At 71.5% G+C, this 25469-nt stretch carries 21 protein-coding genes; 11 read left to right on the plus strand and 10 right to left on the minus strand.

Annotation, left to right across the window (positions count from 1 at the left end; all coding sequences use genetic code 11):
* The first annotated feature begins 308 nt into the window (after positions 1–308).
* Positions 309–1442 carry an SGNH/GDSL hydrolase family protein gene (locus A9O67_RS04405; RefSeq protein ID WP_068607729.1) on the plus strand — a complete coding sequence of 378 codons (1134 nt, stop codon included), beginning with the start codon at positions 309–311 and terminating at the stop codon, positions 1440–1442.
* Between the two features lie 34 nt (positions 1443–1476).
* On the opposite strand, the gene A9O67_RS04410 is transcribed toward A9O67_RS04405, so the two are convergent.
* Complete coding sequence (locus A9O67_RS04410) at positions 1477–3972, minus strand: Lon protease family protein (RefSeq protein WP_082955357.1); 2496 nt, start codon at positions 3970–3972, stop codon at positions 1477–1479.
* A 699-nt stretch (positions 3973–4671) separates the two neighbouring features.
* Here A9O67_RS04410 and A9O67_RS04415 point away from each other — a divergent pair.
* Positions 4672–5499, plus strand: coding sequence for a YecA/YgfB family protein (locus tag A9O67_RS04415; RefSeq protein WP_068607731.1), 828 nt, complete (start codon positions 4672–4674; stop codon positions 5497–5499).
* Positions 5500–5514: 15 nt separating this feature from the next.
* On the opposite strand, the gene A9O67_RS04420 is transcribed toward A9O67_RS04415, so the two are convergent.
* The 5 genes from A9O67_RS04420 to A9O67_RS04440 form a co-directional block, all read right to left on the minus strand.
* Complete coding sequence (locus A9O67_RS04420) at positions 5515–5985, minus strand: CinA family protein (RefSeq protein WP_408033409.1); 471 nt, start codon at positions 5983–5985, stop codon at positions 5515–5517.
* Positions 5986–6049: 64 nt separating this feature from the next.
* Positions 6050–6535 carry a phosphatidylglycerophosphatase A family protein gene (locus A9O67_RS04425; protein ID WP_082955358.1) on the minus strand — a complete coding sequence of 162 codons (486 nt, stop codon included), beginning with the start codon at positions 6533–6535 and terminating at the stop codon, positions 6050–6052.
* 53 nt (positions 6536–6588) lie between these two features.
* A complete protein-coding gene (locus A9O67_RS04430; protein ID WP_068607736.1) occupies positions 6589–7473 on the minus strand; it encodes an NUDIX hydrolase in 885 nt (294 codons plus the stop codon).
* Entirely contained in the window at positions 7470–8504 is a 1035-nt protein-coding gene (thiL, locus tag A9O67_RS04435; RefSeq protein WP_082955359.1) for a thiamine-phosphate kinase, read from the minus strand. The genes A9O67_RS04430 and thiL overlap by 4 nt, the downstream gene beginning before the upstream one ends.
* A gap of 39 nt (positions 8505–8543) precedes the next feature.
* Entirely contained in the window at positions 8544–10547 is a 2004-nt protein-coding gene (locus A9O67_RS04440) for a site-specific recombinase (RefSeq protein WP_068607738.1), read from the minus strand.
* A 90-nt stretch (positions 10548–10637) separates the two neighbouring features.
* Between A9O67_RS04440 and rpe the strand changes: the two genes are divergently transcribed.
* From rpe to A9O67_RS04465, 5 genes are all read left to right on the plus strand, one after another.
* Entirely contained in the window at positions 10638–11315 is a 678-nt protein-coding gene (gene rpe / locus A9O67_RS04445; RefSeq protein WP_068607740.1) for a ribulose-phosphate 3-epimerase, read from the plus strand.
* Positions 11316–11414: 99 nt separating this feature from the next.
* A complete protein-coding gene (locus tag A9O67_RS04450) occupies positions 11415–13790 on the plus strand; it encodes a methyl-accepting chemotaxis protein (protein ID WP_082955360.1) in 2376 nt (791 codons plus the stop codon).
* Between the two features lie 138 nt (positions 13791–13928).
* Positions 13929–15122 carry an MFS transporter gene (locus A9O67_RS04455; RefSeq protein ID WP_068607744.1) on the plus strand — a complete coding sequence of 398 codons (1194 nt, stop codon included), beginning with the start codon at positions 13929–13931 and terminating at the stop codon, positions 15120–15122.
* A gap of 95 nt (positions 15123–15217) precedes the next feature.
* Positions 15218–15715, plus strand: a complete 498-nt coding sequence (locus A9O67_RS04460) for a single-stranded DNA-binding protein (RefSeq protein ID WP_068607745.1) — start codon at positions 15218–15220, stop codon at positions 15713–15715.
* A gap of 53 nt (positions 15716–15768) precedes the next feature.
* Complete coding sequence (locus A9O67_RS04465) at positions 15769–16986, plus strand: glycerophosphodiester phosphodiesterase (RefSeq protein WP_231960211.1); 1218 nt, start codon at positions 15769–15771, stop codon at positions 16984–16986.
* 3 nt (positions 16987–16989) lie between these two features.
* On the opposite strand, the gene mnmA is transcribed toward A9O67_RS04465, so the two are convergent.
* From mnmA to A9O67_RS04480, 3 genes are read right to left on the minus strand one after another with little or no spacing between them, the layout of a single operon-like run.
* Positions 16990–18267 (minus strand): tRNA 2-thiouridine(34) synthase MnmA, encoded by a 1278-nt coding sequence (gene mnmA, locus A9O67_RS04470; protein WP_082955361.1) that lies wholly within the window; start codon positions 18265–18267, stop codon positions 16990–16992.
* 5 nt (positions 18268–18272) lie between these two features.
* Positions 18273–19553: a glutamate-5-semialdehyde dehydrogenase gene (locus tag A9O67_RS04475; protein ID WP_068607749.1), complete on the minus strand. Its 1281-nt coding sequence runs from the start codon at positions 19551–19553 to the stop codon at positions 18273–18275.
* Positions 19550–20032 carry a MarR family winged helix-turn-helix transcriptional regulator gene (locus A9O67_RS04480; RefSeq protein ID WP_068607750.1) on the minus strand — a complete coding sequence of 161 codons (483 nt, stop codon included), beginning with the start codon at positions 20030–20032 and terminating at the stop codon, positions 19550–19552. The genes A9O67_RS04475 and A9O67_RS04480 overlap by 4 nt, the downstream gene beginning before the upstream one ends.
* Before the next feature lie 136 nt (positions 20033–20168).
* On the opposite strand from A9O67_RS04480, the gene A9O67_RS04485 reads away from it, so the two are divergent.
* The 4 genes from A9O67_RS04485 (at position 20169) to A9O67_RS04500 (ending at position 23961) form a co-directional block, all read left to right on the plus strand.
* Entirely contained in the window at positions 20169–21374 is a 1206-nt protein-coding gene (locus A9O67_RS04485) for a 3-hydroxybenzoate 6-monooxygenase (protein WP_068607751.1), read from the plus strand.
* 28 nt (positions 21375–21402) lie between these two features.
* Positions 21403–22518, plus strand: a complete 1116-nt coding sequence (locus A9O67_RS04490; protein ID WP_068607754.1) for a cupin domain-containing protein — start codon at positions 21403–21405, stop codon at positions 22516–22518.
* Between the two features lie 32 nt (positions 22519–22550).
* The gene (locus A9O67_RS04495; RefSeq protein WP_068607757.1) at positions 22551–23270 is read left to right on the plus strand and encodes a fumarylacetoacetate hydrolase family protein; all 720 of its coding nucleotides are present in this window, start codon (positions 22551–22553) and stop codon (positions 23268–23270) included.
* A gap of 85 nt (positions 23271–23355) precedes the next feature.
* On the plus strand, positions 23356–23961 hold the full coding sequence (locus A9O67_RS04500; protein WP_068607760.1) for a diguanylate cyclase: 606 nt from the start codon (positions 23356–23358) through the stop codon (positions 23959–23961).
* 60 nt (positions 23962–24021) lie between these two features.
* Here A9O67_RS04500 and dacB read toward each other — a convergent pair whose 3' ends face one another.
* Positions 24022–25464 carry a D-alanyl-D-alanine carboxypeptidase/D-alanyl-D-alanine endopeptidase gene (gene dacB / locus A9O67_RS04505; RefSeq protein ID WP_068608266.1) on the minus strand — a complete coding sequence of 481 codons (1443 nt, stop codon included), beginning with the start codon at positions 25462–25464 and terminating at the stop codon, positions 24022–24024.
* Positions 25465–25469: the final 5 nt, after the last annotated feature.

The following is a 25469-nucleotide window of genomic DNA, read 5'->3' on the forward strand; positions in this document are numbered from 1 at the left end:
GGACATGAGAAGAGTCGATAAAACGGGGAGGAATCGAGCCAAACAACCCGGAACAAGAAACACCCGAGATGCCTGGTGCACCGCTGAGGTGCTCCAGGCATTTTGCCGATCGCGATGTCAGCGTTTTTGACCTGGATCAACATCCCGCCCATCGCGACCACGCCAAATACCGCGCCGGGTATTTCACCCAATTCGTGCGCCGAATGTCGCGCGCCAGACAAACCACGCGGGACAACCCGAATATTCACCTCGACCAACGCATTCCTACAATGGGACGTATCTCACCCCAACCTTGAAGGAGTTTGCCCATGCGCTGGATGCATCGCCTGACCGCCGTTGCCGTGGCCGCCGTGTTGACCGCTTGCGGCAGTGGCTCCGATGTGACGGCGCTCAAGGTGGCCGGCGACAGCCTCGCCGATGCCGGGACATTCGGGTTCAAGTTCACGGTGCAGGGTGCGACACTGGCCCAGACGCGGATCTGGGTCGATCACGTGGCGGACGCCGTGGACGTGAGCCCACTGTGCCCGCGCTACACGGCCACCGGGCCGAATGCCGTCGCTGCCAACCCGGCGGCGGCCCACTGCACCAGCCATGCCGTCGGGGGTGCGCGCATCAATGTCGCGGGTACGGCCGGGGACAGCACCCCGCTGTCCATCCAGCAGCAACTGCGCGATCTGGGGGCGACCGCCTACGGCGATCGGGACGTGCTGCTCGTCGTGGGAGGTGGCAATGACGCCGCCGACCTGATCGGAGCCTATCTGGGCGCCTCGGCGGACGGTGGGGCGGCATATGTGGCGCTGTTGGGCGAGCTGCTCAGCCCCGCGCAAGTCGCCCAGGCTGCGGCCGGGGGCAATGCCGGGCTCGCGCAGGCGGGCGGACTCTATATGGCCGCGCTGGCCGATCAGTTGGCCGATACCCTGCAGGCACAGGCCTTGGCCAAAGGGGCCAAACGGGTGGTCGTGCTCAACGCGCCGGACGTGACGCGCACCCCGCGCTTCCTGGCACTGCTGGCGGCTGTCGCCCAATCCAGCGGCGGCGGTGCCACCGGGGCCGCCGTGGCCGAGCAAATCGCGACCACGGCGCGCGCCTGGGTGGGCGCGTACAACAGCCGACTGGCCCAGCGCTTTGCGGCGGAATCGCGGGTGGCGGTGGTCGATTTCTTCGGCGCCCTGAATCAGTGGCTGGCCTCGCCGGCAACCTATGGTCTGACCAACACGACCTCACCCGCATGCCCTGCCACGGGGACCGATGCCCGGGGTTTGCCGACGTACAGCATCCAAACCTGCACCGAGGCGTCGCTGACCGCGGCCGCGCCGGCCGGTGCCGGGACGGGTTGGTGGAACAGCTATGTGTTCTCGGACAACTTCCACGGCACACCGCGCACCAATGCGCTGATGGGCAATCTGGTCAACGACACGCTGCGCGCGCGGGGGTGGATGTAACAGACGCCGGGCGGGTATAACCGCCCGCAGACCCTCACCCCCTGCGCCGCCACGCGCGCGGGTTGCCCGCCCGCAGGCAGGCGCGGCGGTAGGCGACCAGCGTGGCCGCGGCGCGGCCGAGCACGCTGTCGGGCGGGAAGGCTTCGTCCGGCGGGGCCACGCCGCCGCCCGCAGCCCGGGCCCCTTCGGCGCCGAAGGGCACGCCGGTCAGCAGGGCCATGCCGTCGGCGACATGGTCCACGGCCCAGACGTGGAAGCGCCCCGCGGCGACGGCCTCGCAGACCTCGTCGGCGAGCATCAGATGGCGGCGGTTGCGCGCGGGGATCAGGACGCCCTGGCTGCCGTCCAGCCCAGCCGCCGCGCAGACGCGATAGAAGCCTTCGATTTTTTCGTTGACGCCGCCGATGGGCAGCACCTCGCCGAAGGCGTTGATGGCGCCGGTGACGGCGATGCCTTGCCGCAACGGCAGGCCGGACAGCGAGGACAGCAGGGCGTAGAACTCGGCGCAGGAGGCGGAATCGCCCTCGATGCCCGCATACTCCTGCTCGAACATGATGGAGGCGGTCAGCGCCAGCGGGGCCAGGGGAGCGAACAGGGCCGACAGGTAGCTGTGCAGCACCAGCACGGCCTTGTCGTGGATGGGGCCAGAGAGGGCGACCTCGCGCTCGATGTTGAGCAGCCCTTCGGTGCCGGGCAGGGTGCGGGCGGCGACCCGGATGGGCAGACCAAAGCGGTAGTCGCCCAGGTCGATGACCGACAGGCCGTTGAGCTGGCCGATGCGCGCGCCGTGCAGGTGGACCAGACGGTCGCCATCGGCGACGGCCTCGCGCAGACGTTCGTCCGGGTAGTCGTGGCGACGGTTGCGGGCCGCGATCGCCGCCGCGACGTCCTCGCGCTCCACCCGCCGGGCGCCGCGGCGGCGGGCGACTTCGGCGGCTTCGACCACGAGGGCTTCGGTGCGCGCGAAGGCGGCGCTCTGGCGGGCGCGGTCCTCGGCCTCGCGGTGGCTGTCCTCGATCAGACGCGCCACGGCCGCCGCGCTGAAGGGCGGCAACCCCAGGCGCGCGCCCGTGTGCGCAACGAAGACGCCGGTGGCGCGCCGCGTGGCGTCGCTGGCGCCGAAGGTCTCGGCAAAGTCCACCTTGATGCGAAAGTGCCGCGCAAACTCCGGGTCGCCCTCCTGCAGGGCGTAGAACTGCTCGTTGGAGCCGATCAGCACCAGCTTGACGTCCACGTCCACCGCCTCGGGCTCGAGCGAGGTGGTGGCCAGCGCCGAAAACATCGTGCCCGGCTCTTCGATCTGCAGGCGGCCGCTGCGCAGGAAGCGGCGCAGCTTCTCCCACACCAGGTCGTCGGCAAACAGGTCGCGCAGGTGCAGCATCAGAAAGCCGCCGTGCGCACGCAGCAGGCTGCCGGCGCGGATGCGGCTGAAGTCGGTCACCAGCACGTCGTTGTCGGTCTGGTATTCGATGCTGCCGAACAGCGGCCGGTACAGGGGGTTGTTCTCGATGATGACCGGCGCGCCGACCGTCTCGGCGTTGTCCACCACGAGGTTGACGCGGTAGCGCTGCAGCCGGCGCTCCAGCGCGTCGCGGCGGTCGTCTTCGTCCTCGGGGTCGGCGGGCTCGAACAGCTCCAGGTGGTCGAGCACGTCCTGCTCGACCGCATCCAGCCACTGGCCGAGCTTGCGTGTGTCCTTGAACTGCTTGCGCAGGCCTTGGCGGATGGCGTCGAGCTCGCGGTCCAGCACCGGGCGCACGGCCTGCCGGCGCAGCGACTCCACGCCGTCGCGCAGCGCGCGCTCCAGCGGGCCGGTCACCTCCAGAAAGCGCAGGATTTCGGCGCGCAGCTCGCGCTCGCCCTCGTCGTAGGCGGCCCGGCGGGCCGGATCGAGCGCGGCCATGGCGTCGGCGGTCAACGGCTCGCCGCGCTCGTCGATGAGGGTGAAGATGAGCTGCCCGCTGTCGCGCCGCAGCGCGAAGTGCCGCGCCCGCGCAAACGCGGACAGGGCGGCATAGGCTTCGGCCTCGCGGTCGCTGTAGGTCTTTTCCAGCGCGGACAGCGCGGCTTTGAAGCTGGGCTCGTTGAGGCGCTTGGGGATCTCGGCCTGCAGGACACGGCAAAACTCGACCATGCGCTGGCGCAGCGCGCGCCCCTGGCCCGCGGGCAGCCGCAGCGCACGCGGCCGCTCGGGGGTGGCGAAGTTGTGCAGGTAGCACAGATCGGGCGGCACCGGGCGGGCGGCCGCGGCGGCGCGCATCTCTTGCTGCAGCAGGGTGGAGCGCCCCGTCCCCACCTCGCCCAGCACGAACAGGTGGTAGTGCGGCTGGTCGATGGCGAGGCCAAAGCGGGCGGCGGTCTGCGCCCGCTCCTGCCCGATCCAGGGCAGCGGCTCGTGCGCCAGCTCGGTCGTGTCCTCGAAGCCCAGGGTGGCCGGATCGATGCGCAGGCGAAGCGCATCCGCCGGCAGCCGCTGCGCACCGCCGGCGGGGGTACCGGCATTTGCGGCGACAGGTGCAGGGTGGTCCATGCGGCCAGTCTAGCGCCGTTCGTCGGCGGCGACTGCAGCGCGGGCGCGACAGGGCCGATATCCCGTCCATGGAAATCGCCCACAGCGCCATCCGCCTGCACAGCCAGACGCAGCACACCCGCGCCACCGTGCTGCACGAGCGGCTGCAGGCGTGGCGCGGCCCGCGCCCAAGCCGCCCGGCAGGCCCAAGCCTCCCATGCGCTCGACGGCCCCGATGCGCCGAGCGCGGCGGAAGACGCCGCGGAACACGCCTCGCTGGATCCGCGTCTTCCGCGTCTGCGCACGCTGGTGCGCATGATCGAGGCGCTGACGGGCCTGCGCGTGCGGGTGTTCCAGGCCAAAGACTGGCCGGACGCCTCCACCGAAGGGACGGCTGAGGTTCCGAATGCGGTACCCACTGCCGCCAGCCCGAACGGGGCAGCCGGGGGAGCGCCCGCATCCGTGGGCTGGGGGCTGGCTTACGATCGGGTCGAGATTCGCGTCGAGTCCCAGTCCCTGGCCTTCCAGGCCAGCGGGCGGGTGGTGGCAAGCCGGCGTCGGCGCGCTGTATCTGGGCCGCATCGACACGCCGTTTGCGCTGGGCGATGCGGGGCGCCTGCGCAGCAGCGGTCTGTACCTGACCGAAGCCGGCACGGCGCGCGCGCTGCAACAGATCGATCTGGCCGTTTAGCCGACCGCGCGGCGCCCTACACTTGCGGGATGAACACCCCCGACACCCCCGATCCGGCGTTGGCGCAGCCGCTGTCGGACGACGACTTCGAGCGGCTGGAAAGCATTCTGGACGACTTGGCCGAGCGCAGCGACGGCATCCCCTCCTCGTGGGAGTACTGCGACGGCTTTCTGACCGCGCTGCTGTGCGGACGCCGCCTGCTTGCGCCCAGCGAGTACTTCCCCGTGCTGTTTGGCGGCGAACCGGGGGATGCCGCGGGGTTTGGCAAGGCATCCTTCCGGGACGAAGCGCAACTGCGCAACTTTTTGTCGCTGTGGATGCGCCGCTGGAACGAAATCGCCGCCGCGCTGCAGGCCCCTGTCGAGACGCTGGACGACGAGCGCACGCTGCAACCCTATCTGACAGACGTGCGCACGGTGCTGGCCGAACTGCCGCCCGAGGAGCAGGAGCGGTTTCAAGCGTCCTTTGGCGACGAGCCGCTGCCGGCGTTTGCGCAATACTGGGCCGTGGGCTTTTGGGATGTGGTGCAGGCCTGGCCCGACGATTGGCGCACGCCGCGCGATCGGGAGCTGGGGCGCGAATGGGAGGACGCCCTGATGGCCATCGCCGCACTGCTCGAGGCCGACGAGGACGAGCCGTCGGTCAACCCCGTGCGCGACGACGGACCGCCCACCGTCAGCGCGGATCGGATCGAGCGCTTTGGCGACGCCATCTGGGCGGTGTATGACCTGCACGACATCGCGCGCTCGCTGGGCCCGCCGATCGAGACGGTGCGCAAGGCGGCCGAACCCGGCCGCAACGACCCCTGCCCCTGCGGCAGCGGCAAAAAATACAAGCGCTGCTGCGGAGCGGGTTGAGTCGCCGGGGGCGCGTCAGCCCGCCGCGGCGACCCGGGTGCACAAGCCGGCCAGCGCGTGCTCGACCGCGGCCGCCCGCACCGCGGCGCGGTCGCCGTCGAAGCGCTGGCACTGCGCCTGGACCTGCCCCTCCACACACCAGCCAAACCAAACCGTGCCGACCGGCTTGGCGGCGCTGCCCCCACTGGGCCCCGCGATGCCGGTGATGGCCACCGCCGCCTGCACCTGCGCCGCAGCCGCGGCACCGCGCGCCATGGCCCGGGCGACCGGTTCGCTCACCGCCCCGTGGGTGGCGATCAGGCGGTCGTCCACCCCCAGCTCGGCCACCTTGGCGGCGTTGGAGTAGGTAACCCAACCGCGCTCGAACCAGTCGCTGGAGCCGGCCAGCGACGTGCAGCAAGCGGCCACCATCCCGCCCGTGCAGCTTTCGGCCGTGGCCAGGCGCCAGCCGCGCGCCAGCAGCGCGGACGACAACTCCGCGAGCACCGGCCAAACCGTGGCGGGCAGCCACAGCAGCGGGGAGGCGGGGACCGCGGGCGCACTCACCGCCTCACCCCCCGAAAACAAAGCGCCACAGCGCGATGACGAGCAGGGTACAAAAGGCCGCCACCAGATCGTCGAACATGATGCCCCAGCCCCCGCGCCAGCCGGTGCCCTTGCAGACGCGGTCGGCCCAGGCGACCGGCCCCGGCTTGGCCGCGTCAAAAAAGCGGAACAGCGCAAAACACACGATCTGACCCGGCAGCCCATGCGGCGCGGCCATCCACAGCACGAGCCAGAAGGCCACCACCTCGTCGATGACGACGAAGCCGGGGTCGGCCACGCCCGCGCGGCGTGCGGTGGCGGTGCTGGCCCACCACCCGAGCAGCAGGACCGCGGCGATGAGGATCGCCCACCCCCGATCCCCTGGGGCAGCCCAGGCATCGATGAGCAAAAACGCCGCCCACGCCCACAGGGTGCCGACCGTGCCCGGCGCCCAACGCGACAGACCGGCCCCAAAGCCCAGCGCGATCAGGTGCGACAGCCGCGCGAACATGAAGCGCGCAGACGGCACGGCGGGCGGGGCCGCAGCGGTATGGGGGGGAGCGCTCACCGGAACCACCCCTCGAAACCGTCAAAAGGCTCGAACCGGCCCTCGACCAGCCGCAGCCGGGTCGGCCCGGGCAGCGCCCGCGCGCGCACCGGGTGGCGCTCGTCGCCGGGGTAGCACATGGCGCGGTGCTCCCCGTCGCGGAACTGCTCCGGCTGGATGCACGGGGGCACGCGGTCGGCCGCCTCGGCCCACGCCGACGCGACATCGGTATGCCGGGCCAGCTGCGCCAAGCCCATGAGTTGGGGCGGGATCAGCTCGATCTCGCGCGCCCAGTAGCGGGTCAGGGCCTCGCGCGGCGTCATCCAGGCGCTGTCGCTGGCCTCGAAGGCATCGTGGCGGGCCTGCGCGCCCCGGGGCAGGCAGGCCAGGAAGAAGCGGGTATCGAAGCGGGGCGTGCCCACCGGCGGATTGCGCGGGGTGATCCAGCGCGACCAGGGACGCAGCGCCGCCGTGGTCAGCCGCGCGCCGGCCTGGGCCAGCCGTGTGCGCCAGGAGTGGGCGGCCTCGGCGGGTTCGTCCGTGGCGCGGGGCAACGGGGCGTCCACCAGGGCCACGCCGGCCTCCTCCCACAGCTCGCGGGCGGCGGCCACGAACAGCGCCTGCGCGGCGGCCGGCGTGAGCGCCGGCTCGCCCAGCCGCGCCGGCAGTCCGGCAGGCGGCTGGTCCAACAGCGCGGCCCATTCGGGCGCGGCATCGTCCGCATCCACCTTGCCGCCGGGAAACACATACAGCCCGCCCAGCACGCGGGAGTTCTGGTGCCGCCGCAGCAGCAGCACCTGCAAGCCCGGCGCCCCGTCACGGATGAGGACGACCGATGCCGCATCGCGCGGCGGGGCGTCGTCGGGGGTGGACGGGGAGGGGGACGCGACAGCGGTGCTCATGCCGGCATGGTAGCGAAGTGGTCGAACCCCCCCAGCACCACGCCGGGCGGCAGCGGGTACGGCTGCCCCTTGGCATCGCACAGGTGCACGCGCGCGGCCCCTGGGGCCAGCGCGTGGGTGGCGGGCGGTCCGGCCACGATGTGGCCGATGCGCGTCACCGGGGTGGCCGCCTGTTCGGCCGCGCGCTGCACGGCCGCGCGCCGCTCGGGCGGGGCGGTAAAGACCAGCTCGTAGTCGTCGCCTCCCGCGAGCACGCAGCGCAACGCCTCCGCAAGGGGCAGGGCGCGCACCTCCGGATGCACCGCGCCCGAGCCGAGCAGCGTTTCCACATCCAGCCGCGCGGCCACGCCGGACGCGGCGAGGATGTGCCCCAGATCGCCCAGCAGGCCGTCGCTGACATCCGCCGCCGCATGGATGATGCCGCGCAACGCCAAGCCCAGCGCCACCCGGGGCGTGGGCCGCTCCAGCCGGGCGCGCGCATGCTCGGCACCCAGGGGTACCGGGCGCTCGCCCAGCAGCACCGCCAGGCCCAGCCGCGCGTCGCCCAGTGTGCCGCTGACCCACACGTCGTCCCCGACCCGGGCGGCATCGCGCCGGCTGGCCTGCTGCGCCGGCACCTCGCCAAACACGGTCAGGCACAGGTTGAGCGGGCCGGCCGTGGTGTCGCCGCCAACCAGCGCGCAGCCATGCGCATCGGCCAGCGCAAACAGACCGCGCGCCAGCGCAGCCAGCCAGGCCGAATCGGCCCGCGGCAGCGCCAACGCCAGCGTGAAGGCCAGCGGACGCGCGCCCATGGCCGCCAGATCGCTCAGGTTGACGGCCAGCGCCTTGTGGCCCAGCGCCTCGGGGTCCACATCGGGCAGAAAGTGGCGCCCCGCCACCAGCATGTCGGTGGATACCGCCAGCACCATGCCCGGCGCGGGCACCAGCAGCGCGCAGTCGTCGCCATTGCCCAGCCGCACGCCACTGCCATCGGGCCGCGCTGGTGCGGCCCGCCAGAAGTGGGTGCGGATCAGATCGAATTCGCCCATCGCGCATCGGCCCTTGGGGGGTGATCCGGCCCGCAGCCGTCAGGCACGCGGCGGCGCACCGTCCGCCGGCGGCCACAAAAAGCTGCCCGGCGCCTTGCGCCAACGGTGCGCCAGCGCCTGCTGGATGCGCTGGCGGTTGACGGCATTGATGCCCTGCGCCTTGAGCGCCAGCCGGAACGCCAGATAAAAGCTGACCGCCAGGTTGACGGGGCCCACGAGCAGCGTCGCCAGCACGGCCGAGGCGACGTCGCCGCGCAGCAGCGCGTCGGGCCCGAGCGCCGCCACCGCCGCGGTGAGCTGCCCGGTGACCAGCGTCACATGGCGCACGTCGAAACCGATGCCGAAAAACCCCAACAGCGCCGGCACCAACCCCAGCAGCAAGCCCAGCGAGACATTCGCCGCCAACCCCGAGACGTTCGCCCGCAGCCAGGCGGCCCAGCGCCGGGCGCGCGCCGGCCCCAACCAACGCACCCATCCCGGGTGGTGCGCCAACGCGCTGTCCAACCGGTACAGCACGAAGGCGTTCTCCGCCCAGCCGGCGATCAGGCTGCTCACGAACAGCAACACCCCCGTGCCCGCCGCCAGCAGCAGGGTCGGCCCCCAAAGCTGATGGTCGGCCAGGATCTGCTCGGCCTTGGCCACACCGATCAGGGGGGCGCCGCGCCACAGCCGCGCAGCCGCATCCAGCAGCAGCACCGTCGGAATGACCGCCAGCAGGTTACCGGCAATGGCCGCCACCTGCGAGCGCAGCAGATGCGCCACCTCGTCGACGAAGCGCAGCACCGCCTCGCGGCTGTGCAGATGCTTGAGCCGCGCGGCCAGCGCCGGGGCCGTCATGGCGGGCTGCTTGGTCGCCACCGTCCAGTGCAGCAGCATGATGAGCACGAACCACGCGGCATAGTTGAGGCCTGCCACCAGCCCGCCCCAGAACGCCGTCAGACCGAGCGAAGTCAGCGCCAGCTTGCTCCACGTCGTCAGGCCGAGCACGGCGCCACCGCCGAGCGCGCGACGCAGCATGGCGCGGTACTCAGCGCGGTTGCGGCTGATGTAGTGCTCGCCCGTCTCGGCATTGCGCTCGGCTACGCGCTGCGCCAACTGTTGCGACGTGCGCGCCACCAGCGGGCCGATGCGGCGCGCCTCGTGGCTGGCGCGCACCAGACGCGCCAGCAGGTGCAGGGCGGCCCGCTCCCCGTTGGGGCTGGCCAGCGCGTCCAGCAAGCGCTTGGCGCGCAGCACCCGCTCGCGCAACTGGCGCAGGCGGAACACGACGGCGGTGGAAATGCCGTACTCATCCAGGTGGGCATAGGCCGTGTAGGCGGCGCGGCGGCATTCGTCCAAGCCGTCGCGCAGGGCCTGCAAGGCATCGCGGGTGGCGGGGGCATCCCGCCCATGCGCGGCCAGCGCATCGCGCAACGCATCGAGCCGGCGGCCCAGATCGTGGAAGGCGCGTCCCCGCTGCGCCGACGCCGACATGCGTTGCCGCAGCTCGGGCTCGAACCCCGCCACCGCCACCTGGGCGACGCAGATGCCCAACGCATCGAGCAAGGCCGGCCACCACACCGTCGCCGCCGAAGGGGGCGGCCCGTCCTCGGGCGCGAGCAACCGGGCCAGGCGCTGCACCTGCCGCGCCGGGATCGCCGCCAGCCAGCGCGCATCCAAGGGATCGTCGAACACCCAGCCAAACCACTCCGACACATCGGTCGTCTCGGGCGACACCGGCAGCAGCCGACGCCGCAGTCGGTGGCCAAACTCCGCCCAGAACTCGGGCCGGCGGGCAATGCCTTCGTCGGCCAGCAGCGGCGCCCAGTCCAACCCCTGCGCCGACCAGCCCTGCCACGCCCGCACCAGGCGGCTCCGGGCGGCGGGGTCGGCCTCCAGCGCGCTCAGCCAGGCATCCAGCCGAGCCAACACGGCACGCACCTCGGCCTGCGGTCCGCGCAGCCAGCGCACCCAGTCCCGCAACCACACCCGCAGCGCGACTCGGCCAACACGCGGATCGGGCGCCAGCAGGGCGGAAGGCGGCAGCGGGGCGGCAACGGTCATCGGCACTCACACGGTTTTGGGATGCCCGGATGGTAGCGGCACGGCCAGGAATCGCGCCACAATAGGGGACCCGCCCGCACGACCGCCGCCATGAACCGCTACCGCATCGCCCCGTCCATCCTGTCCGCCGACTTCGCCCGCCTGGGCGATGAAGTGCGCGCCGTCATCGACGCCGGGGCGGACTGGATCCACTTCGACGTGATGGACAACCACTACGTGCCCAACCTGACCGTCGGCCCGATGGTGTGCCAGGCCCTGCGGCCGCACGCCCGCACCGCCGACGGGCAGCGCGTGCCCATCGACGTGCACCTGATGATCCAGCCGGTGGACGCGCTGGCCGGTGCCTTCATCGACGCGGGGGCCGATCTGGTGAGCTTTCACCCCGATGCCAGCACGCATGTGCACCGCAGCATCCAGGCCATCAAGGCGCGCGGCTGCCAGGTCGGGCTGGTGTTCAACCCCGCCACCCCGCTGGACGTGCTGGACTGGGTGATCGACGATCTGGATCTGATCCTGATCATGAGCGTCAACCCGGGCTTTGGCGGCCAGTCGTTCATCGACAGCGCGCTGCGCAAGGTCGAGCAGGCGCGCCGGCGCATCGACGCCTGCGGCAAGGACATCCGGCTGGAGGTGGACGGCGGCATCAAGGCCGACAACATCCGCCGCGTGGCCGATGCCGGGGCCGATACCTTCGTGGCGGGCAGCGCCATCTTCGGCAAGCCCGACTACCAGGCCGTCATCGACCAGATGCGCGCGGCACTGGCCTGACGGCCCCTGGCAGCGCCCCCTGGGTGGGGAGCGAAAAGGCTGTCACCTTGGTGTTTTCTCGCAGCGGACGTGGTGCCGTTCTGACCGATACTCGACCCCATGCGTAAACACATCTTTACCCCTGCGGTGGCCTTGCTGCAGCGGCTGTCGATGCCGGTCAAGATGTTCGGGCTGGCGGCCCTCGTCGCGGTGCCGATGCTGATCGTGGCCTTTTTGCTGGTGGCCGACAACTGGCGCGCCCTACAAACCACCGAAGAAGCCCGCCAAGGCATGGCCGCCATGCGCGAAGTGCAAGCCCTGGCCCACGCGCTGCAGGATTGGCGCGACACCGCCGATGTGGCGGCCGCCGGGGTGGCCGCCCTGGGCAGCGCGCAGCAGCAGGCCGCGCAGCGGGCCGCCGCCGGACTGGGCGCCGTGCACGAGCGGCTGCAGGCCCACCCCGGGTGGAACACCGGGGGCATGTGGAATCCCCTGCGCGAACAGCTCGACGCCCTGCTCAAGGACACCCAGCGTTCGGCACCCGCCCGCCATGCCGATGCCACGCAGGCCCTGGCGCGACTGCAGCGCCTGAGCGGCTGGATCGGCGACGCCACGGGCGTGCAGCGCGACGCCGATGCCCTGACGGCGCACCGGGCCGCGTTGGCCTTTGAAGGCTTGCCGCCGGTGCGCGAGCTGGCCAGCCAGCTGCGCGGCCGCGCCACGGCCATGCTGGCGCACCCCGACGCGATGACCGACGCGATCACCATCTCCAACATCGTGCGGCAGGCCACGGCGGCGGACCAGATCGAGGCCTTGCTGCCCGCCTTGCAGGAGCGGCTCGATGCGCTGCAGCGCCGCGGTGCCACCGTCCCGGCCGGCTGGAGCCCCTTCCGCAGCGCCACCGACGAGCTGGTGCGCACCACCGCCGCCCACCTCAAGACCGCGGCGATGACCGTGGACAAGATGGAGTTTTACGCGCAGGCCACCCGCGCCATCGATGCACTGGCCGCGCTGGAGCGTGAGCTGGCCGACGGCGTGGAAGCCGAGTGGGCCGAGCGCAGCGCCACCCTCGAGCGCGAGATCGCCATCGTCGCCGCGGGCTGCGTGCTGGTGCTGCTGGTGCTGACCTATGGCCTGGTGGCCTTCTACCGCGCCACGGTGGGCGGGCTGCACCACCTCAACAACGCCATCGACCGCGCCGCCGAAGGCGACCTGACCAGCGACGCCGTGCTGCCCGGCCGCGACGAGATGGCCGACATGAGCCAGCGCCTGCGCCACATGCTGCAGGCGCTGTCGGAGCTGGTGGCCGACGTGCGCAGCGCCGCCGCCGTGCTGGGCCACGTCGGCCTGCAATTGGTGCAGGACAGCCAGCAACTGGCCGAACGCACCCAGAGCCAGGCCGCCAGCCTGGAGCAGGCCACCAGCAACGTGCGTGCGGTGGCCGACACCGTGCAGACCAACGCCGACAGCGCGCAGGACATCCGCCGCCTGACCGGCGAGCTCAACCGCGAGACCGAACGCGCCAGCGAGCTGATGCAGCACACCGTCGGCGGCCTGGGGTCGCTGCAGGCCACCTCGCAGCGCATGACCGAGATCATCGGCACCATCGACGGCATCGCGTTCCAGACCAACATCCTGGCGCTCAACGCCGCGGTGGAAGCCGCGCGCGCCGGCGAGGCCGGCCGGGGCTTTGCCGTCGTGGCCGCCGAAGTGCGCCGGCTGGCGCAGCGCAGCCAGGAAGCGGCCAACGAGGTGCGCCAGCTGATCGCCGAATCGGCCGAGCGCGTGCAGGGCACGGTGCAGGAGATCCGCTCCGTCAACGAGGCGATGGAGGTGCTGGTGCGCGGCATCCGCGACATCGCCGCGCGCATCGGCGAGATGGCCGACGCCAGCCGCCAGCAGAGCACGGCGCTGGCGGAGGTGGTGGCCGCGGTCGGCGACCTCGACAAGGTCACCTACGAAAACTCCGCGATGGTGGAGCGCACCACGCACCGCGCCAACCGGCTGATGGAGCGTATGCGCGACCTGGACGAGGCCGTGCACCACATGAAGCTGCGCCAGGGCACGGCCGACGAAGCGTACGAGCTGGTGCAAAAGGCGCTGGCGCACATCCGCGCCGTCGGCTACGAGCGCGCGGTGGAGGACTTCCACGACAAGAGCGGCCCCTTCGTCGATCGGGACCTGTACGTGTTCGTCCTCGATCGCGAGGGAACCTACCGCGTCATGGGCCTGGACCGCGCCAAGGTGGGCACGCGCGTGCACGATGCCCCGGGCATCAACGCCGAACAGTTCCTGGCCGACGCCTGGTACCGCGCCGAGCAGGGCGGGGGGTGGATCGAATACAACATCGTCAACCCCACCACGGGTCAGGTGCGGGCCAAGTCGTCCTTCGTCGTGCCGCTGGGCGATGCGCTGCTGCTGGGCTGTGGCGCTTATCGCAGCGCCCTCGGGTCCGGCTCGGACGAACGCTCCGCCTCCTCCAGCCAGGACGACTGACCCCCCGGCCGCCCCTCGAAAAACCCCGCCGGCGATCACCCCAGAAGCGGGGTGCGGCACAATCGCGGGTTTTCCTGGTTTGTCGCTGCCCGCCCCGCCAACGTGGATTCCACGCCCTCCCCGTCCTCCCCCGATCGCATGTGGCCGAGCGAGCGCCGCGCGAGCCTGGCGCTTGCGGGCATCTTCGCTCTGCGCATGCTGGGCTTGTTCCTGGTGCTGCCGGTCTTTGCGCTGGAGGCGGCCCGGCTGCCCGGGGGCGACGATCCGGCGCGCGTCGGCTTGGCCATGGGCATCTACGGCTTGGCGCAAGCACTGTTGCAGATTCCGCTCGGGCTGGCGTCGGACCGGCTGGGCCGCAAGCGCGTCATCCTCGCGGGCCTGGCCCTCTTTGCCCTGGGCAGCGCACTGGCGGCGACCGCCTCGACGCTGGACATGCTGATCGTGGCGCGCGCGCTGCAGGGGGCAGGGGCCATCTCGGCCGCCGTGACCGCGCTGCTGGCCGATCTGACGCGCGATACCGTGCGCACCAAGGCCATGGCCCTGGTGGGCGTGAGCATCGCGCTCGTCTTTGCGCTGTCGCTGGTGGCGGCCCCTCCCTTGGCCGCCGCCATCGGCTTGGGGGGGCTGTTTGGGCTCACGGGCGCTCTGGCCCTGGCGGGCATGGCGGTCGTGGTCTGGGTGGTGCCGGCGGAGCCCCTCCGATCGACCGCACCCGCGCCGGGTGGGCTGGCGACGGTGCTGCGCCACCGCGACCTGTTGCGGCTGGACGTGGGGGTGTTGACCCTGCACACGGTGCAGATGGCCATGTGGATGGCCGTGCCCGGCCTGCTGGTCAGCGCCGGGATCGACAAGGCGCACCATTGGCAGATCTATCTACCGGCGCTGCTGGCCTCCTTTCTGATCATGGGCGGGCTGCTGTTCCGGTTGGAGCGGCGCGGCCACCTCGGCGCGGTGCTGCGTGGCGCCATCGGCTTGCTGGTGCTGGCCCAAGGGGGGCTGGCCTGGGCCGCCAGTCACGAGGCCGGCAGCGTACTCATCACCGCCGTCTGGCTGCTGGTGTTCTTTTTGGGCTTTAACACGCTGGAGGCCAGTCAGCCGAGTCTGGTTTCGCGGTTGGCACCGGCCCATGTGCGGGGCGCTGCGCTGGGGGTGTACAACACGCTGCAGTCGCTGGGGCTGTTTGCCGGTGGCGCGCTGGGCGGCTGGCTGATGCGCCACATGGGGGCGGCTGGCGTCTTTGGTCTTGGCGCCGCGCTGTGCGTGCTGTGGCTGGCACTCAGCTGGGGCCTGCGCCCGCCCCCGGCCGCGCCCTCGGCGCTGCGGCCAACCTGACCGCCCATCCCCCGCCCAGGGGATGGGATCGCCGGGGCGATTGGGGCACAATCGGCCGCATCCTGGGCAATCGCCCCATCCACGAGGACACCCCCATGGCATCGGTGAACAAAGTCATCCTGGTCGGCAACTGTGGCCGCGACCCCGAAATCCGCTACCTGCCGTCCGGCCAACCCGTGGCCAGCGTCAGCATCGCCACTTCCAGCCGGCGCAAGGACCGCAACACCGGCGAGTTGGTCGACGACACCCAGTGGCACCGGGTGACGTTTTATGACCGCCTGGCCGAGATCGCCGGCGAGTACCTGAAGAAAGGCCGACCCGTGTATGTCGAGGGCCGGCTGAAATACGGCAAATACACCGGTCAGGACGGCATCGAGCGCAACACGGTGGACATCATCGCCACCGAGCTGCAGCTGCTGGGCAGCCGCGAGGGCATGGGCACCCCGTCGGAAGATGGCGGCTATGCGCCCCGCGCCGCCGCACCGTCCGCCCCGCGCAGTGCGCCGCCCCCCGCCAGCCGCCCTGCGCCGCAGACGGCCCCCGCGCCGGCGGCCAGCGGCTTCGAGGACATGGACGACGACATTCCGTTCTGAGCCGGACCGATCCACTGCCCAAGGATGTCAAACTGGCGTCATCCACTTCTCCCATGATCGGCGGCTTGCGTGACCCGCGGGGGGGCGCGCAAGGATCCACCGAAACGGGAGAAGAGATGGCAAACACCGTACGCACGGGATACTGGCTGGGGGCAGCGGCTGTGGTTTTGGGACTGAGTGCCTGTGGCGGGGATGACGAGCCCCGCTACCGAACGCTGGACGGGAGGGCGCCGATCGTCATCGGCCACCGCGGCGCTTCGGGAGAATTGCCGGAACATACGCTGGAGAGCTACTCCCGCGCCATCGAGCAAGGGGCCCAGTGCATCGAGCCCGACCTGGTCATGACCAAGGACGGCCATTTGATCGCCCGCCACGAGCCGATGCTGGATGACACCACGGATGTGGCGCAGAAGTTCCCCGCATCCCGCCAGCGGACGATGAACGTGGATGGTGTACCGGTGACGGCCTACTTCGCGGGCGATTTCACGCTGGCCGAAATCAAGACGCTGCGGACCCGACAGCCACGCGCGGCACGCCCGCAGCAGTACAACGGTCTGTACACCATTCCGACCATTGAGGAGATCGTGGCGCTGGCCAAGCAGGAAAGCGCACGCCGTGGTCGCACGATCTGCATTTACCCCGAGCTGAAGCATTCCACCTTTCACGCACGGGAGGCGGGATTCGGGCCCAACGTCTTCGAGGAAAAGTTGCTGGCCGTGTTGCACGCCGCCTACGGCAACAGCCCATCGGCGCCGGTGTTCATTCAGTCTTTCGAGGTTGGCAACCTGCAATACCTGCGCAGCCAGACGCGGATGAAGCTGGTGCAGCTCATCGATGCCGATGACGTCAACGACGATGGCACGCTCAAACTCGCCGCACCGTACCAGAAGCCCTACGACTTTGTCGTCCGGGGCGATCCGCGCACCTTTGCCGATTTACTCAAACCCGAGGGTTTGGCCTTTGTCAAAACCTATGCGGATGGCGTAGGCCCGTGGAAACCCTACTTGGTTCGCACCGTGGCCGATGGCGTGGATCGCAATCGTGATGGAAAAATCACGATCAATGATCGCCGCGTCGACGGCAGCACAGGAGTGATTGAAGCCGCCCACGCCAAAGGGCTGTTTGTTCACACCTGGACATTCCGCAACGATGCCAGCGGCTACGGTTTCAGCGACCCCAAAGCCGAAATGCAATATTACATGCGTCTCGGTGTTGACGGGGTGTTCACCGATTTCCCCGCGACCGGGGTCGAAGCGGTCAACGGCTTGTGAGGCTCAGCGGGTCGGGGCGTCGGGGGAGGCGACGCGGCCTCGCCGAATGCGGGGCCCGGTCGCAGCCCGACCGGCGGAGCGCCCCGTGGGCGTGGCCGGCAGCGGCCGCTCGGTGGCCTCGGCCGCGTGGATGACGCCGCCGCCCAGGCACACCTCGCCGTCGTACAGCACGGCGCTCTGCCCGGGCGTGACGGCCCACTGTGCCTCCTCGAAGCGCAGCTCGAAGGCGGCCGCGCCGCCTGCCGTGGCCGCCAGCGTGCACGGCGCGTCGGCCTGGCGGTAGCGGGTCTTGGCGGCATAGCGCCCCGGTACGGGCGGCGCACCGGCGATCCAGCTCGCATCCTCGGCGCGCAGCCAGTGCGACTGCAGCCACGGGTGCTCGTGGCCCTGCACCGCCCACAGCACGTTGCGCGGCACGTCCTTGCGCGCCACGAACCACGGCGCGTGCACGCCGTGCGCGGCCTCGTCGCGCCCGCGCACGCCGCCGATGCCCAGCCCCTGGCGCTGGCCCAGCGTGTAAAAGCTCAGGCCCACGTGGCGGCCGATCTCGCGCCCCTGGTCGTCGACGATCGGCCCCGGCGTGCCGTGCAGATAGCGCTGCAGAAATTCGCGAAACGGCCGCTCGCCGATGAAGCAGATGCCGGTGGAATCCTTCTTGCGGGCGTTGGGCAGGCCGATCTCGGCCGCCAGGCGCCGCACCTCGCTCTTGTGCAGGTGGCCGACCGGAAACATCGCCCGCGCCAGCTGCGCCTGCGTCAGCCGGTGCAGAAAGTAGCTCTGGTCCTTGCCCGCATCCACCCCCTTGAGCAGCTCGTACCGCAGGGCGTCGGCCGGCAGGCGCTCAGCCGCATCGTCTTCCAGCACGCGGCCGCTCGTGGCCTCCACCGCGCGCACGCGCGCGTAGTGCCCGGTGGCGATCTTCTCCGCCCCGAGCCGCAGCGCGTGGTCCAGGAAGGCCTTGAACTTGATCTCCGCGTTGCACAGGATGTCGGGGTTGGGCGTGCGGCCGGCCTCGTACTCGCGCAGGAACTCCGCGAACACCCGGTCCTTGTACTCGGCGGCGAAGTTGACGTGCTCGATGTCGATGCCGATCACGTCGGCGACGCTGGCCGCATCCAGCCAGTCCTGCCGGCTGGTGCAGTGCTCGCCGTCGTCGTCATCCTCCCAGTTCTTCATGAACAGGCCGACGACCTCGTGCCCCTGTTGCTTGAGCAGCCAGGCGCTGACCGCGGAGTCCACCCCGCCCGAGAGTCCCACGACGACACGGTGTTTGCTTGCCATGGCCCTCAGCTCCGCACCTCGCCCTCGCCGAGCACCACGTACTTCAGCGAGGTCAGCCCCGCGACGCCCACCGGGCCGCGGGCGTGGAATTTGTCGGTGGAGATGCCGATCTCCGCCCCCAGCCCGTACTCGAAGCCGTCGGCAAAGCGCGTGCTGGCGTTGACCATCACGCTGCTGGAATCCACCTCGCGCAAAAAGCGCTGCGCGTGCCGGTGGTCGGTCGTGAGGATCGCGTCGGTGTGGTGACTGCCGTAGCGGTTGATCCAGTCGATGGCCTCATCCAGCCCCGCCACCACCTTGATGCTGATGATCGGCGCCAGGTACTCCTCGAACCAGTCCTGCTCGGTGGCGTCCTTGACCACCGCGCCGGGCACCGTGCTCAAGATCGCCTTGGCCTCGGGGCAGCAGCGCATCTCCACCCCCTTGGCGGCGAACACCGCGCCGATGCGCGGCAGAAAGGCCGCCGCCACGCCGCGCGCCACCAGCAGGCTTTCGGTGGCGTTGCAGGGGCTGTACTTCTGCGTCTTGGCGTTGTCGGTGACGTGCACCGCCATATCCAGGTCGCACGGGTCGTCCACGTAGGTGTGGCAGTTGCCGTCCAGGTGCTTGATGACCGGCACGCGCGCCTCGCGGCTGATGCGCTCGATCAGCCCTTTGCCGCCGCGCGGGATGATGACGTCCACGTACTCCGGCATCGCGATCAGGCGGCCCACCGCCTCGCGGTCGGTGGTGGGCACGAGCTGCACCGCCTCGCGTGGCAGGCCCGCCTGCTGCAGCGCCTGCTGCACCAGCGCGGCCAGCGCCCGGTTGCTGTCCAGCGCCTCGGAGCCGCCGCGCAGGATGCAGGCGTTGCCGCTCTTGATCGCAAGGCTGGCGGCCTCGATCGTCACGTTGGGGCGGCTCTCATAAATCATGCCGAAGACGCCGATCGGCACGCGCATCTGCCCGACGCGGATGCCGCTGGGCTGCTGCTGCAGGCCGACGATCTCGCCGATGATGTCGGGCATGGCGGCCAGCTGCTCGCAGCCCTGGGCGCAGGTTTCGAGGATTTTGGGCGTGAGCTTGAGCCGATCCACCATCGGCTCGCTGAGGCCCGCGGCGCGGGCCCGCTCCACATCCGGCGCGTTGGCGGCCTGCAAGGCCGCGACGTTGGCCCGCAGCAGTTCGGCCAAGCCGCGCAGGGCAGCATTTTTGCGCGCGGCACTGGCCTGGGCCATCGCCGCCGAGGCGGTGCGGGCCTGCTGGCCCAGCCGCTGCATCAGTTCGGGAACGGAGATCGCGTTCATGCACCCGATTGTCGCACCGACCCCGGGGCGCGGCTGAGCTCGTTGTTGGCGTCGACCAGCCGCTGCAGCAGCGCCATGAACTGCACCTGCTCCTGCGGGTCCAGGGGGGCCAGAATGCGCGCCTGCGCGCGCCGCATGTCGGGCACGACGGCGGCCAGCCGCGCCTGCCCCTCGGGCGTGAGCGTCAGCCGGCGCGCGCGGCGATCGGCCGGATCCGGCTCGCGCTGCAACCAGCCGCGCGCCTGCAACCGCTCCACCACCCCGGCGGTGGTGGAGGTGTCCTGCGCGATGCGGCTGGCCAGGGTGCGCTGGTCGATACCCGGCTCGTTGTGCACCGTCTGCAGCGCGGCGTACTGCACCGGGGTGATGCCGTGCGCCGCCGTCTCCTGCAAAAAGATGCCGACGGCGATCTGGTGCAGGCGGCGGATGGCGTGGCCCGGCTGGGCGTTGACATCGAGGAGCGGGGCGGACGCGGACATGGGTGGCGGGTCTCGGCCGGGGCCGTGGCCCGGTTGCGGATTGCGGGTAAACCCGAAGTGGCACCAGCGATTTTACGACTACACTAATCGTCAGTGCACTTATTATTTGCTCTCCACTTCCCACAGAGGTAACCCCATGACACATGCGACGACCCGAGAGCCGGTGCTGGTGGCCGGCGGCGGCATCGGTGGGCTGGCGGCGGCGCTGGCGCTGGCCAATCAGGGCTACGAGGTGCTGGTGTTCGAGCAGGCCGCGCAGATCGGCGAGATCGGCGCCGGCATCCAGCTCGGGCCCAACGCCTTTTCGGCGATGGATGCGCTGGGCGTGGGCGAGCGCGCCCGCGCGCGCGCCGTGTACATCGACGAACTCGTCATGCACGACGCGCTGGACGCCTCGCTGGTGGGGCGGGTGCCCACGGGGCAGGCGTTTCGCCAGCGCTACGGCAACCCCTATGCGGTCATCCACCGCGTGGATGTGCACACCTCGCTGCTGGAGGGGGTGCAGGCCAGCGACCGCGTGCGCTTCCACACCGACACGCGCATCGTGCGCGTGGAGCAGGACGGCCACGGGGTGACGGTGGAGGACCAGCGCGGCCAGCGCTGGCGCGGCCAGGCGCTGATCGGCGCGGACGGCGTGCGCTCGGTGGTGCGCGCGCAGTACGTGGGCGATCCGGCGCGCGTCACGGGCCACGTCGTCTACCGGGCGGTGGTGGACAAGGCGGACTTCCCGCGCGACCTGCAATGGAACGCCGCCAGCCTGTGGGCCGGGCCGCACTGCCACCTGGTGCACTATCCGCTGCGCGGCGGCGAGCAGTACAACGTGGTCGTCACCTTCCACAGCCGCCAGCCGGAGGAATGGGGCGTCACCGAAGGCAGCAAGGAGGAGGTGCAGAGCTACTTCCAGGGCATCCATCCGCTGCCGCGCCAGCTGATCGACCTGCCCCAGAGCTGGAAGCGCTGGGCCACCGCCGACCGCGAGCCGATCGAGCGCTGGAGCTTTGGCCGCGCCACCCTGCTGGGCGACGCCGCCCACCCGACCACGCAGTACATGGCGCAGGGCGCCTGCATGGCGATGGAAGACGCCGTGACGCTGGGCGAGGCCCTGCGCGTGCACGGCGGCGACTGGGACCGCGCGCTGGACCTGTACCAGCGCTCGCGCATCGCGCGCACCGCGCGCATCGTCCTGTCCAGCCGCGAGATGGGGCGCATCTACCACGCCAAGGGGGTGGAGCGGCTGGTGCGCAACGACCTGTGGCGCGGCCGCTCGCCGCAGCGCTTCTACGATGCGCTGGAATGGCTCTACGGCTGGACGGTAGACACCTGTCTGGCCGCCCCCCACTGAACCGCCCCCACCGAATCGGAGCCGCACCATGCACGCCCTCGGAACCCTGGACGAACTCCCGCCCGACTACCGGCAGGCGCTCAGCGCGCGCAACCTGGTGCCGCTGTGGCCCAGCCTGCGCGCGCTGCTGCCGCCGCACCGGCCGGCGCAGCGCACCCGCCCCACGCACTGGGCGTACCGCGACATCCGCCCGCTGCTGTTGCGCGCGGGCGAGCTCACCCCCATCGAGAAGGCCGAGCGCCGCGTGCTGGTGCTGGCCAACCCCGGCCATGGGCTGGACGCCATGCAGGCCAGCGCCGCCATCTATCTGGGCATGCAACTGCTGCTGCCCGGCGAATGGGCCCCCAGCCACCGCCACACGCCCAACGCCGTGCGCATGGTGGTCGAAGGCACGGGCGCCTGGACCACGGTGGACGGCGAGCAGTGCCCCATGGCGCGCGGCGACCTGATCCTCACCCCCACCGGCCTGTGGCACGAACATGGCCACGACGGCAGCGACCCCGTGGTCTGGCTGGACGTGCTGGACCTGCCGCTGGTGTATTTTCTGGAGGCCAGCTACCACGAAAACGGCACCCGCCAACCGGTGCATTGCCGGCACGGCGAGCAAGCGCACGTGCGCGCCGGCATCAGCCCGCGCCCGCTGTTTGCGGCGCCCGCAGGCCGCCACGCCCGCTATCCGCTGCTGCGCTACCCCTGGGCCGAAACGCGCGCCGCCCTGCAAACGCTGGCGGCCGGCCAGCCGACGCTGGAGGCCGTGCAAGTCACCTACGTCCACCCCGAGTCCGGCGCGGACGCCGAGCAGATCCTGGGCTTTCACGCGCTGATGCTGCGCCCCGGCCAGACGCTGGCGCTGCCGGCGCGCTCGCCCGCGATGGTGCTGCACCAGATCGACGGCGGCAGCACCGTGCACATCGATGCCCCCGCAGGGGCGGCCCATGCGGCCACGACCTACACGCTGGACGAGGCCGACACCTGCGCCATCCCCGGCTACACGCCGGTGACGCTGGCCAACCGCTCGACGACCGAGCCGGCCTTTCTGTTCATCGCCGACGAAAGCCCGCTGCACCGCAAGCTGGGGCTGTACGAGGTGCGCCCCGACGCGACACGGCCCGAACTGGATGCCGTCGCGCGCGGCGCACAATGAGCCCCTGGCCCCTTCCATCCCACGCTTTGCCCATGACCGCTTACCTCTGGACCCCGCCCGCCCCCGCGTCGCTGGCCGTGCGCGGCACCGATGCCCGCCTGCCCGTCAACCGCCTGTTCTTCGTCGGCCGCAACTACCACGCCCATGCGCAGGAGATGGGCGTCAGCGTCGACAAGGCCACCGCGCGGCCGTTTTACTTCACCAAATCCCCCGTCCACCTGGTGGATTCCGGCGCCACGGTGCCCTATCCGCCGGAAACCCAAAACTTTCATTACGAGATGGAATGGGTGGCCGTGCTGGGGCGGGGCGGTTTTCGCGTGCCGGCCGAGCGCGCGCACGAACTGATCTACGGCTACGCGGCGGGGCTGGACATGACCCGCCGCGACGTGCAACTGCGCCTGCGCGACAAGGGGCACCCGTGGTGCCTGGGCAAGGACGTGGAGGGCTCGGCCGTCTGCGGCGAGGTGCTGCCCATGCCCGGGACGGTGCTGGAGCAGGGCGAAATCGTGCTGGAAGTCAACGGCGCGGTGCGCCAGCGCGCCGACCTGGGCCTGCTGATCTGGAACCTGCGCGAGCTGATCGCCGACCTGTCGCTGTTCTACCACCTGCAACCGGGCGACGTGATCTACACCGGCACCCCCGAGGGGGTGGGCCCCGTGCAACCGGGCGACCGCCTGCACGGCCGCGTCGCCGGCGTGGGCGAGGTGCACCTGACCATCGGCCCGGCAGAGTCGGCTGCATCGGCCGGGTGATGGGCGGGGTGACGGGCCGGATCGCCCGCGCCCAGCGTCAACCCCGGTACCGATAGGCCCGGGGCAACCCGCTACGATACGGGGCATGTGGCCCCCCGTGATCGCCTGGATCGCCACCGCCGTGTTCGCGCTGGCGGTGGGGGCCTTGCTGGGCGCCCGCTGGGCCCGCCGCCAGATCCCGGCCGATCTGCCGCTGCGCGAGGCGCGCACGGGTCTGCCCAACCGCGCCGCTGCGCTGGACCACTTGCCGCGCGCGCTGTCCCTGGCCGAGCGGCGGGGGTTGAGCGTCACGGTGCTGGTCATCGCCCTGGACGAGGTACCCGCCTCCCGCACCGCGCTGGACGAAGCGGAGCGCAACGTCGCGCGGCGGCTCGCGCCGCGCCTGCGCACCCACGAGGTCTTGGCCCACTGGGGGCCCGGGCAGTTTCTGGTCGTGCTGCCCGACGCGGACGTGCCCAGCGCCCTGGTGCTGGCGGGCGATCTGCGTCAACTGGCCGCGGCCCCGGCCACGGACGGGCCCACCGCGCGTGCGGGCGACGCGCCGCGCTCGGTCAGCATCGGGATGCACAGCCGCGCCCCGCGCGGCGGGCAAGATCTGCGCGAGCTGGCCGCCGAAATGGTGATCGCCGCGCAGCGGGCGCTGGAGGTCACCGGCGCCAACGGCCCCGGCCGCATCGAAATCGAACCCTGACCCCGCCCATGGGCCAGTGCCCGTCCGCGGCACCCGCGACACCCGCGGCATGCACCGCGCTTATGGCTGCCCGGCGGCCCACTGCACCAGGACATCGAGCGCCGGGCGGGCGGCGCGCGCCTCCGGGTGGTTGACGATTGCCACCAACACCCGCCGCCGACCATCGGGCAGGTGCACATAGCCCGCCAGCGCCTGCACATCGGCCAGGCTGCCGGTCTTCAGATGCGCCAAGCCGCGCCCCATGGTGCTGCGGCGCAGCGTGCCATCCACCCCCGCGACCGGCAGCGACGCCATCAGCTCCGGCATCCAGGGGCTGGCATATACCCACTGCAGCAAGCGCACCAGCGCGGTGGCGGTCACCCGCGCCTCGCGGCTGAGGCCCGCGCCGTTGTCCACCACGGGCGGCGGCACGTCGGCCCCCAGCCGGGCCATCCACCAGTCCCGCACCACGGTGCGCGCCGCCTCGAACGTCGCCGGGGCCGGTGGCACGGCCGTCGCCGCCCCCGCCGAAGCCAGCCCGGGCGCGCGCGCCAGGGTCAGCAGCAGGTGCTGGGCCATCACATTGTTGCTGAACTTGTTGACATCGCGCACCACATCCGCCAGCGGGACGGAGTCGAACAGCAGCCGCGGCGCCAGCCCGGGCGGCACCGTGCCGTCACGCACCCGGCCGCCCAGCCCGCCGCCCAACTGCGCCCACACCCCGGCCACCGCGCGCGCGGCCAGTCGGTCTGGCTCGGGGTGGGCGATCGGCCAGACGCGCTCGCCGCACGCCAGAGGGTAGCGCCCCGCGAAGCGCGGCCGGCGGGGATCCGACCAATCGGCCTGCAGGGCGGCACGCCAGTCGTTGCACGGACCGTCGCCCAGGGGTACCGTATCGGGCACGGCCACCTCGGCCAGCGGCGGCTCCAGCCCCACCCGGGCCACCCTCGCGCCCTCGTCCGGCACAAAGGTCAGCACCTGGGCGCGAAAGTTGATCAGCAGGGCATCGGGCGCCGCGTTGTAAGGGCGCAGCGGCTCGCCATCGAAGGCGGCCGGATCGTGTGGCGGCAGGGCAAAAGCGCTGCGATCCAGCACGATGTCCCCCGCGATGTGGCGGATGCCCAGCGCCTGCACGCGCCGCAGCAGCAGCCACAGGCGCTCGGTGACGAGCTTCGGGTCCCCATCCCCGCGCAGATAGAGCGAGCCGGCCAGCACGCCGTCGCGCACCGGCCCGTCCGCATAGACGGCCGTGCGCCAGGTGTAGGCGGGCCCCAGCAGATCGAGCGCGGCCGTGGTGGTCACCAGCTTCATGACCGAGGCGGGGTTCACCGGCACATCGGCGCGGTGCACCAGGAGCACCCGCCCCCCGGGCGCTGCGTCCGCCACGGAGACGGCCAGCGCCGAGGCGGGTACGCGGGCACGGGCCAGGGCCTGCTCGACCGCCGGCGGCAGGGTGTCGGCCGCCGATGCGAGCGCGCCCACGGCGCCCATCGCCGCGATCCCCGCCCGGACCCAGCGGCGCATGCCCA

Source organism: Tepidimonas fonticaldi (assembly GCF_001675355.1).
GTDB classification, from domain to species: Bacteria; Pseudomonadota; Gammaproteobacteria; order Burkholderiales; family Burkholderiaceae_C; genus Tepidimonas; species Tepidimonas fonticaldi.

Bases quoted from the DNA above. Each gene is read 5' to 3' on its own strand.
- A9O67_RS04405 (WP_068607729.1), top strand. From the start codon at position 309: ATGCGCTGGATGCATCGCCTGACCGCCGTTGCCGTGGCCGCCGTGTTG.
- A9O67_RS04410 (WP_082955357.1), bottom strand. From the start codon at position 3,972: ATGGACCACCCTGCACCTGTCGCCGCAAATGCCGGTACCCCCGCCGGC.
- A9O67_RS04415 (WP_068607731.1), top strand. From the start codon at position 4,672: ATGAACACCCCCGACACCCCCGATCCGGCGTTGGCGCAGCCGCTGTCG.
- A9O67_RS04425 (WP_082955358.1), bottom strand. From the start codon at position 6,535: ATGTTCGCGCGGCTGTCGCACCTGATCGCGCTGGGCTTTGGGGCCGGT.
- A9O67_RS04430 (WP_068607736.1), bottom strand. From the start codon at position 7,473: ATGAGCACCGCTGTCGCGTCCCCCTCCCCGTCCACCCCCGACGACGCC.
- thiL (WP_082955359.1), bottom strand. From the start codon at position 8,504: ATGGGCGAATTCGATCTGATCCGCACCCACTTCTGGCGGGCCGCACCA.
- A9O67_RS04440 (WP_068607738.1), bottom strand. From the start codon at position 10,547: ATGACCGTTGCCGCCCCGCTGCCGCCTTCCGCCCTGCTGGCGCCCGAT.
- rpe (WP_068607740.1), top strand. From the start codon at position 10,638: ATGAACCGCTACCGCATCGCCCCGTCCATCCTGTCCGCCGACTTCGCC.
- A9O67_RS04450 (WP_082955360.1), top strand. From the start codon at position 11,415: ATGCGTAAACACATCTTTACCCCTGCGGTGGCCTTGCTGCAGCGGCTG.
- A9O67_RS04455 (WP_068607744.1), top strand. From the start codon at position 13,929: ATGTGGCCGAGCGAGCGCCGCGCGAGCCTGGCGCTTGCGGGCATCTTC.
- A9O67_RS04460 (WP_068607745.1), top strand. From the start codon at position 15,218: ATGGCATCGGTGAACAAAGTCATCCTGGTCGGCAACTGTGGCCGCGAC.
- A9O67_RS04465 (WP_231960211.1), top strand. From the start codon at position 15,769: ATGATCGGCGGCTTGCGTGACCCGCGGGGGGGCGCGCAAGGATCCACC.
- mnmA (WP_082955361.1), bottom strand. From the start codon at position 18,267: ATGGCAAGCAAACACCGTGTCGTCGTGGGACTCTCGGGCGGGGTGGAC.
- A9O67_RS04475 (WP_068607749.1), bottom strand. From the start codon at position 19,553: ATGAACGCGATCTCCGTTCCCGAACTGATGCAGCGGCTGGGCCAGCAG.
- A9O67_RS04480 (WP_068607750.1), bottom strand. From the start codon at position 20,032: ATGTCCGCGTCCGCCCCGCTCCTCGATGTCAACGCCCAGCCGGGCCAC.
- A9O67_RS04485 (WP_068607751.1), top strand. From the start codon at position 20,169: ATGACACATGCGACGACCCGAGAGCCGGTGCTGGTGGCCGGCGGCGGC.
- A9O67_RS04490 (WP_068607754.1), top strand. From the start codon at position 21,403: ATGCACGCCCTCGGAACCCTGGACGAACTCCCGCCCGACTACCGGCAG.
- A9O67_RS04495 (WP_068607757.1), top strand. From the start codon at position 22,551: ATGACCGCTTACCTCTGGACCCCGCCCGCCCCCGCGTCGCTGGCCGTG.
- A9O67_RS04500 (WP_068607760.1), top strand. From the start codon at position 23,356: ATGTGGCCCCCCGTGATCGCCTGGATCGCCACCGCCGTGTTCGCGCTG.
- dacB (WP_068608266.1), bottom strand. From the start codon at position 25,464: ATGCGCCGCTGGGTCCGGGCGGGGATCGCGGCGATGGGCGCCGTGGGC.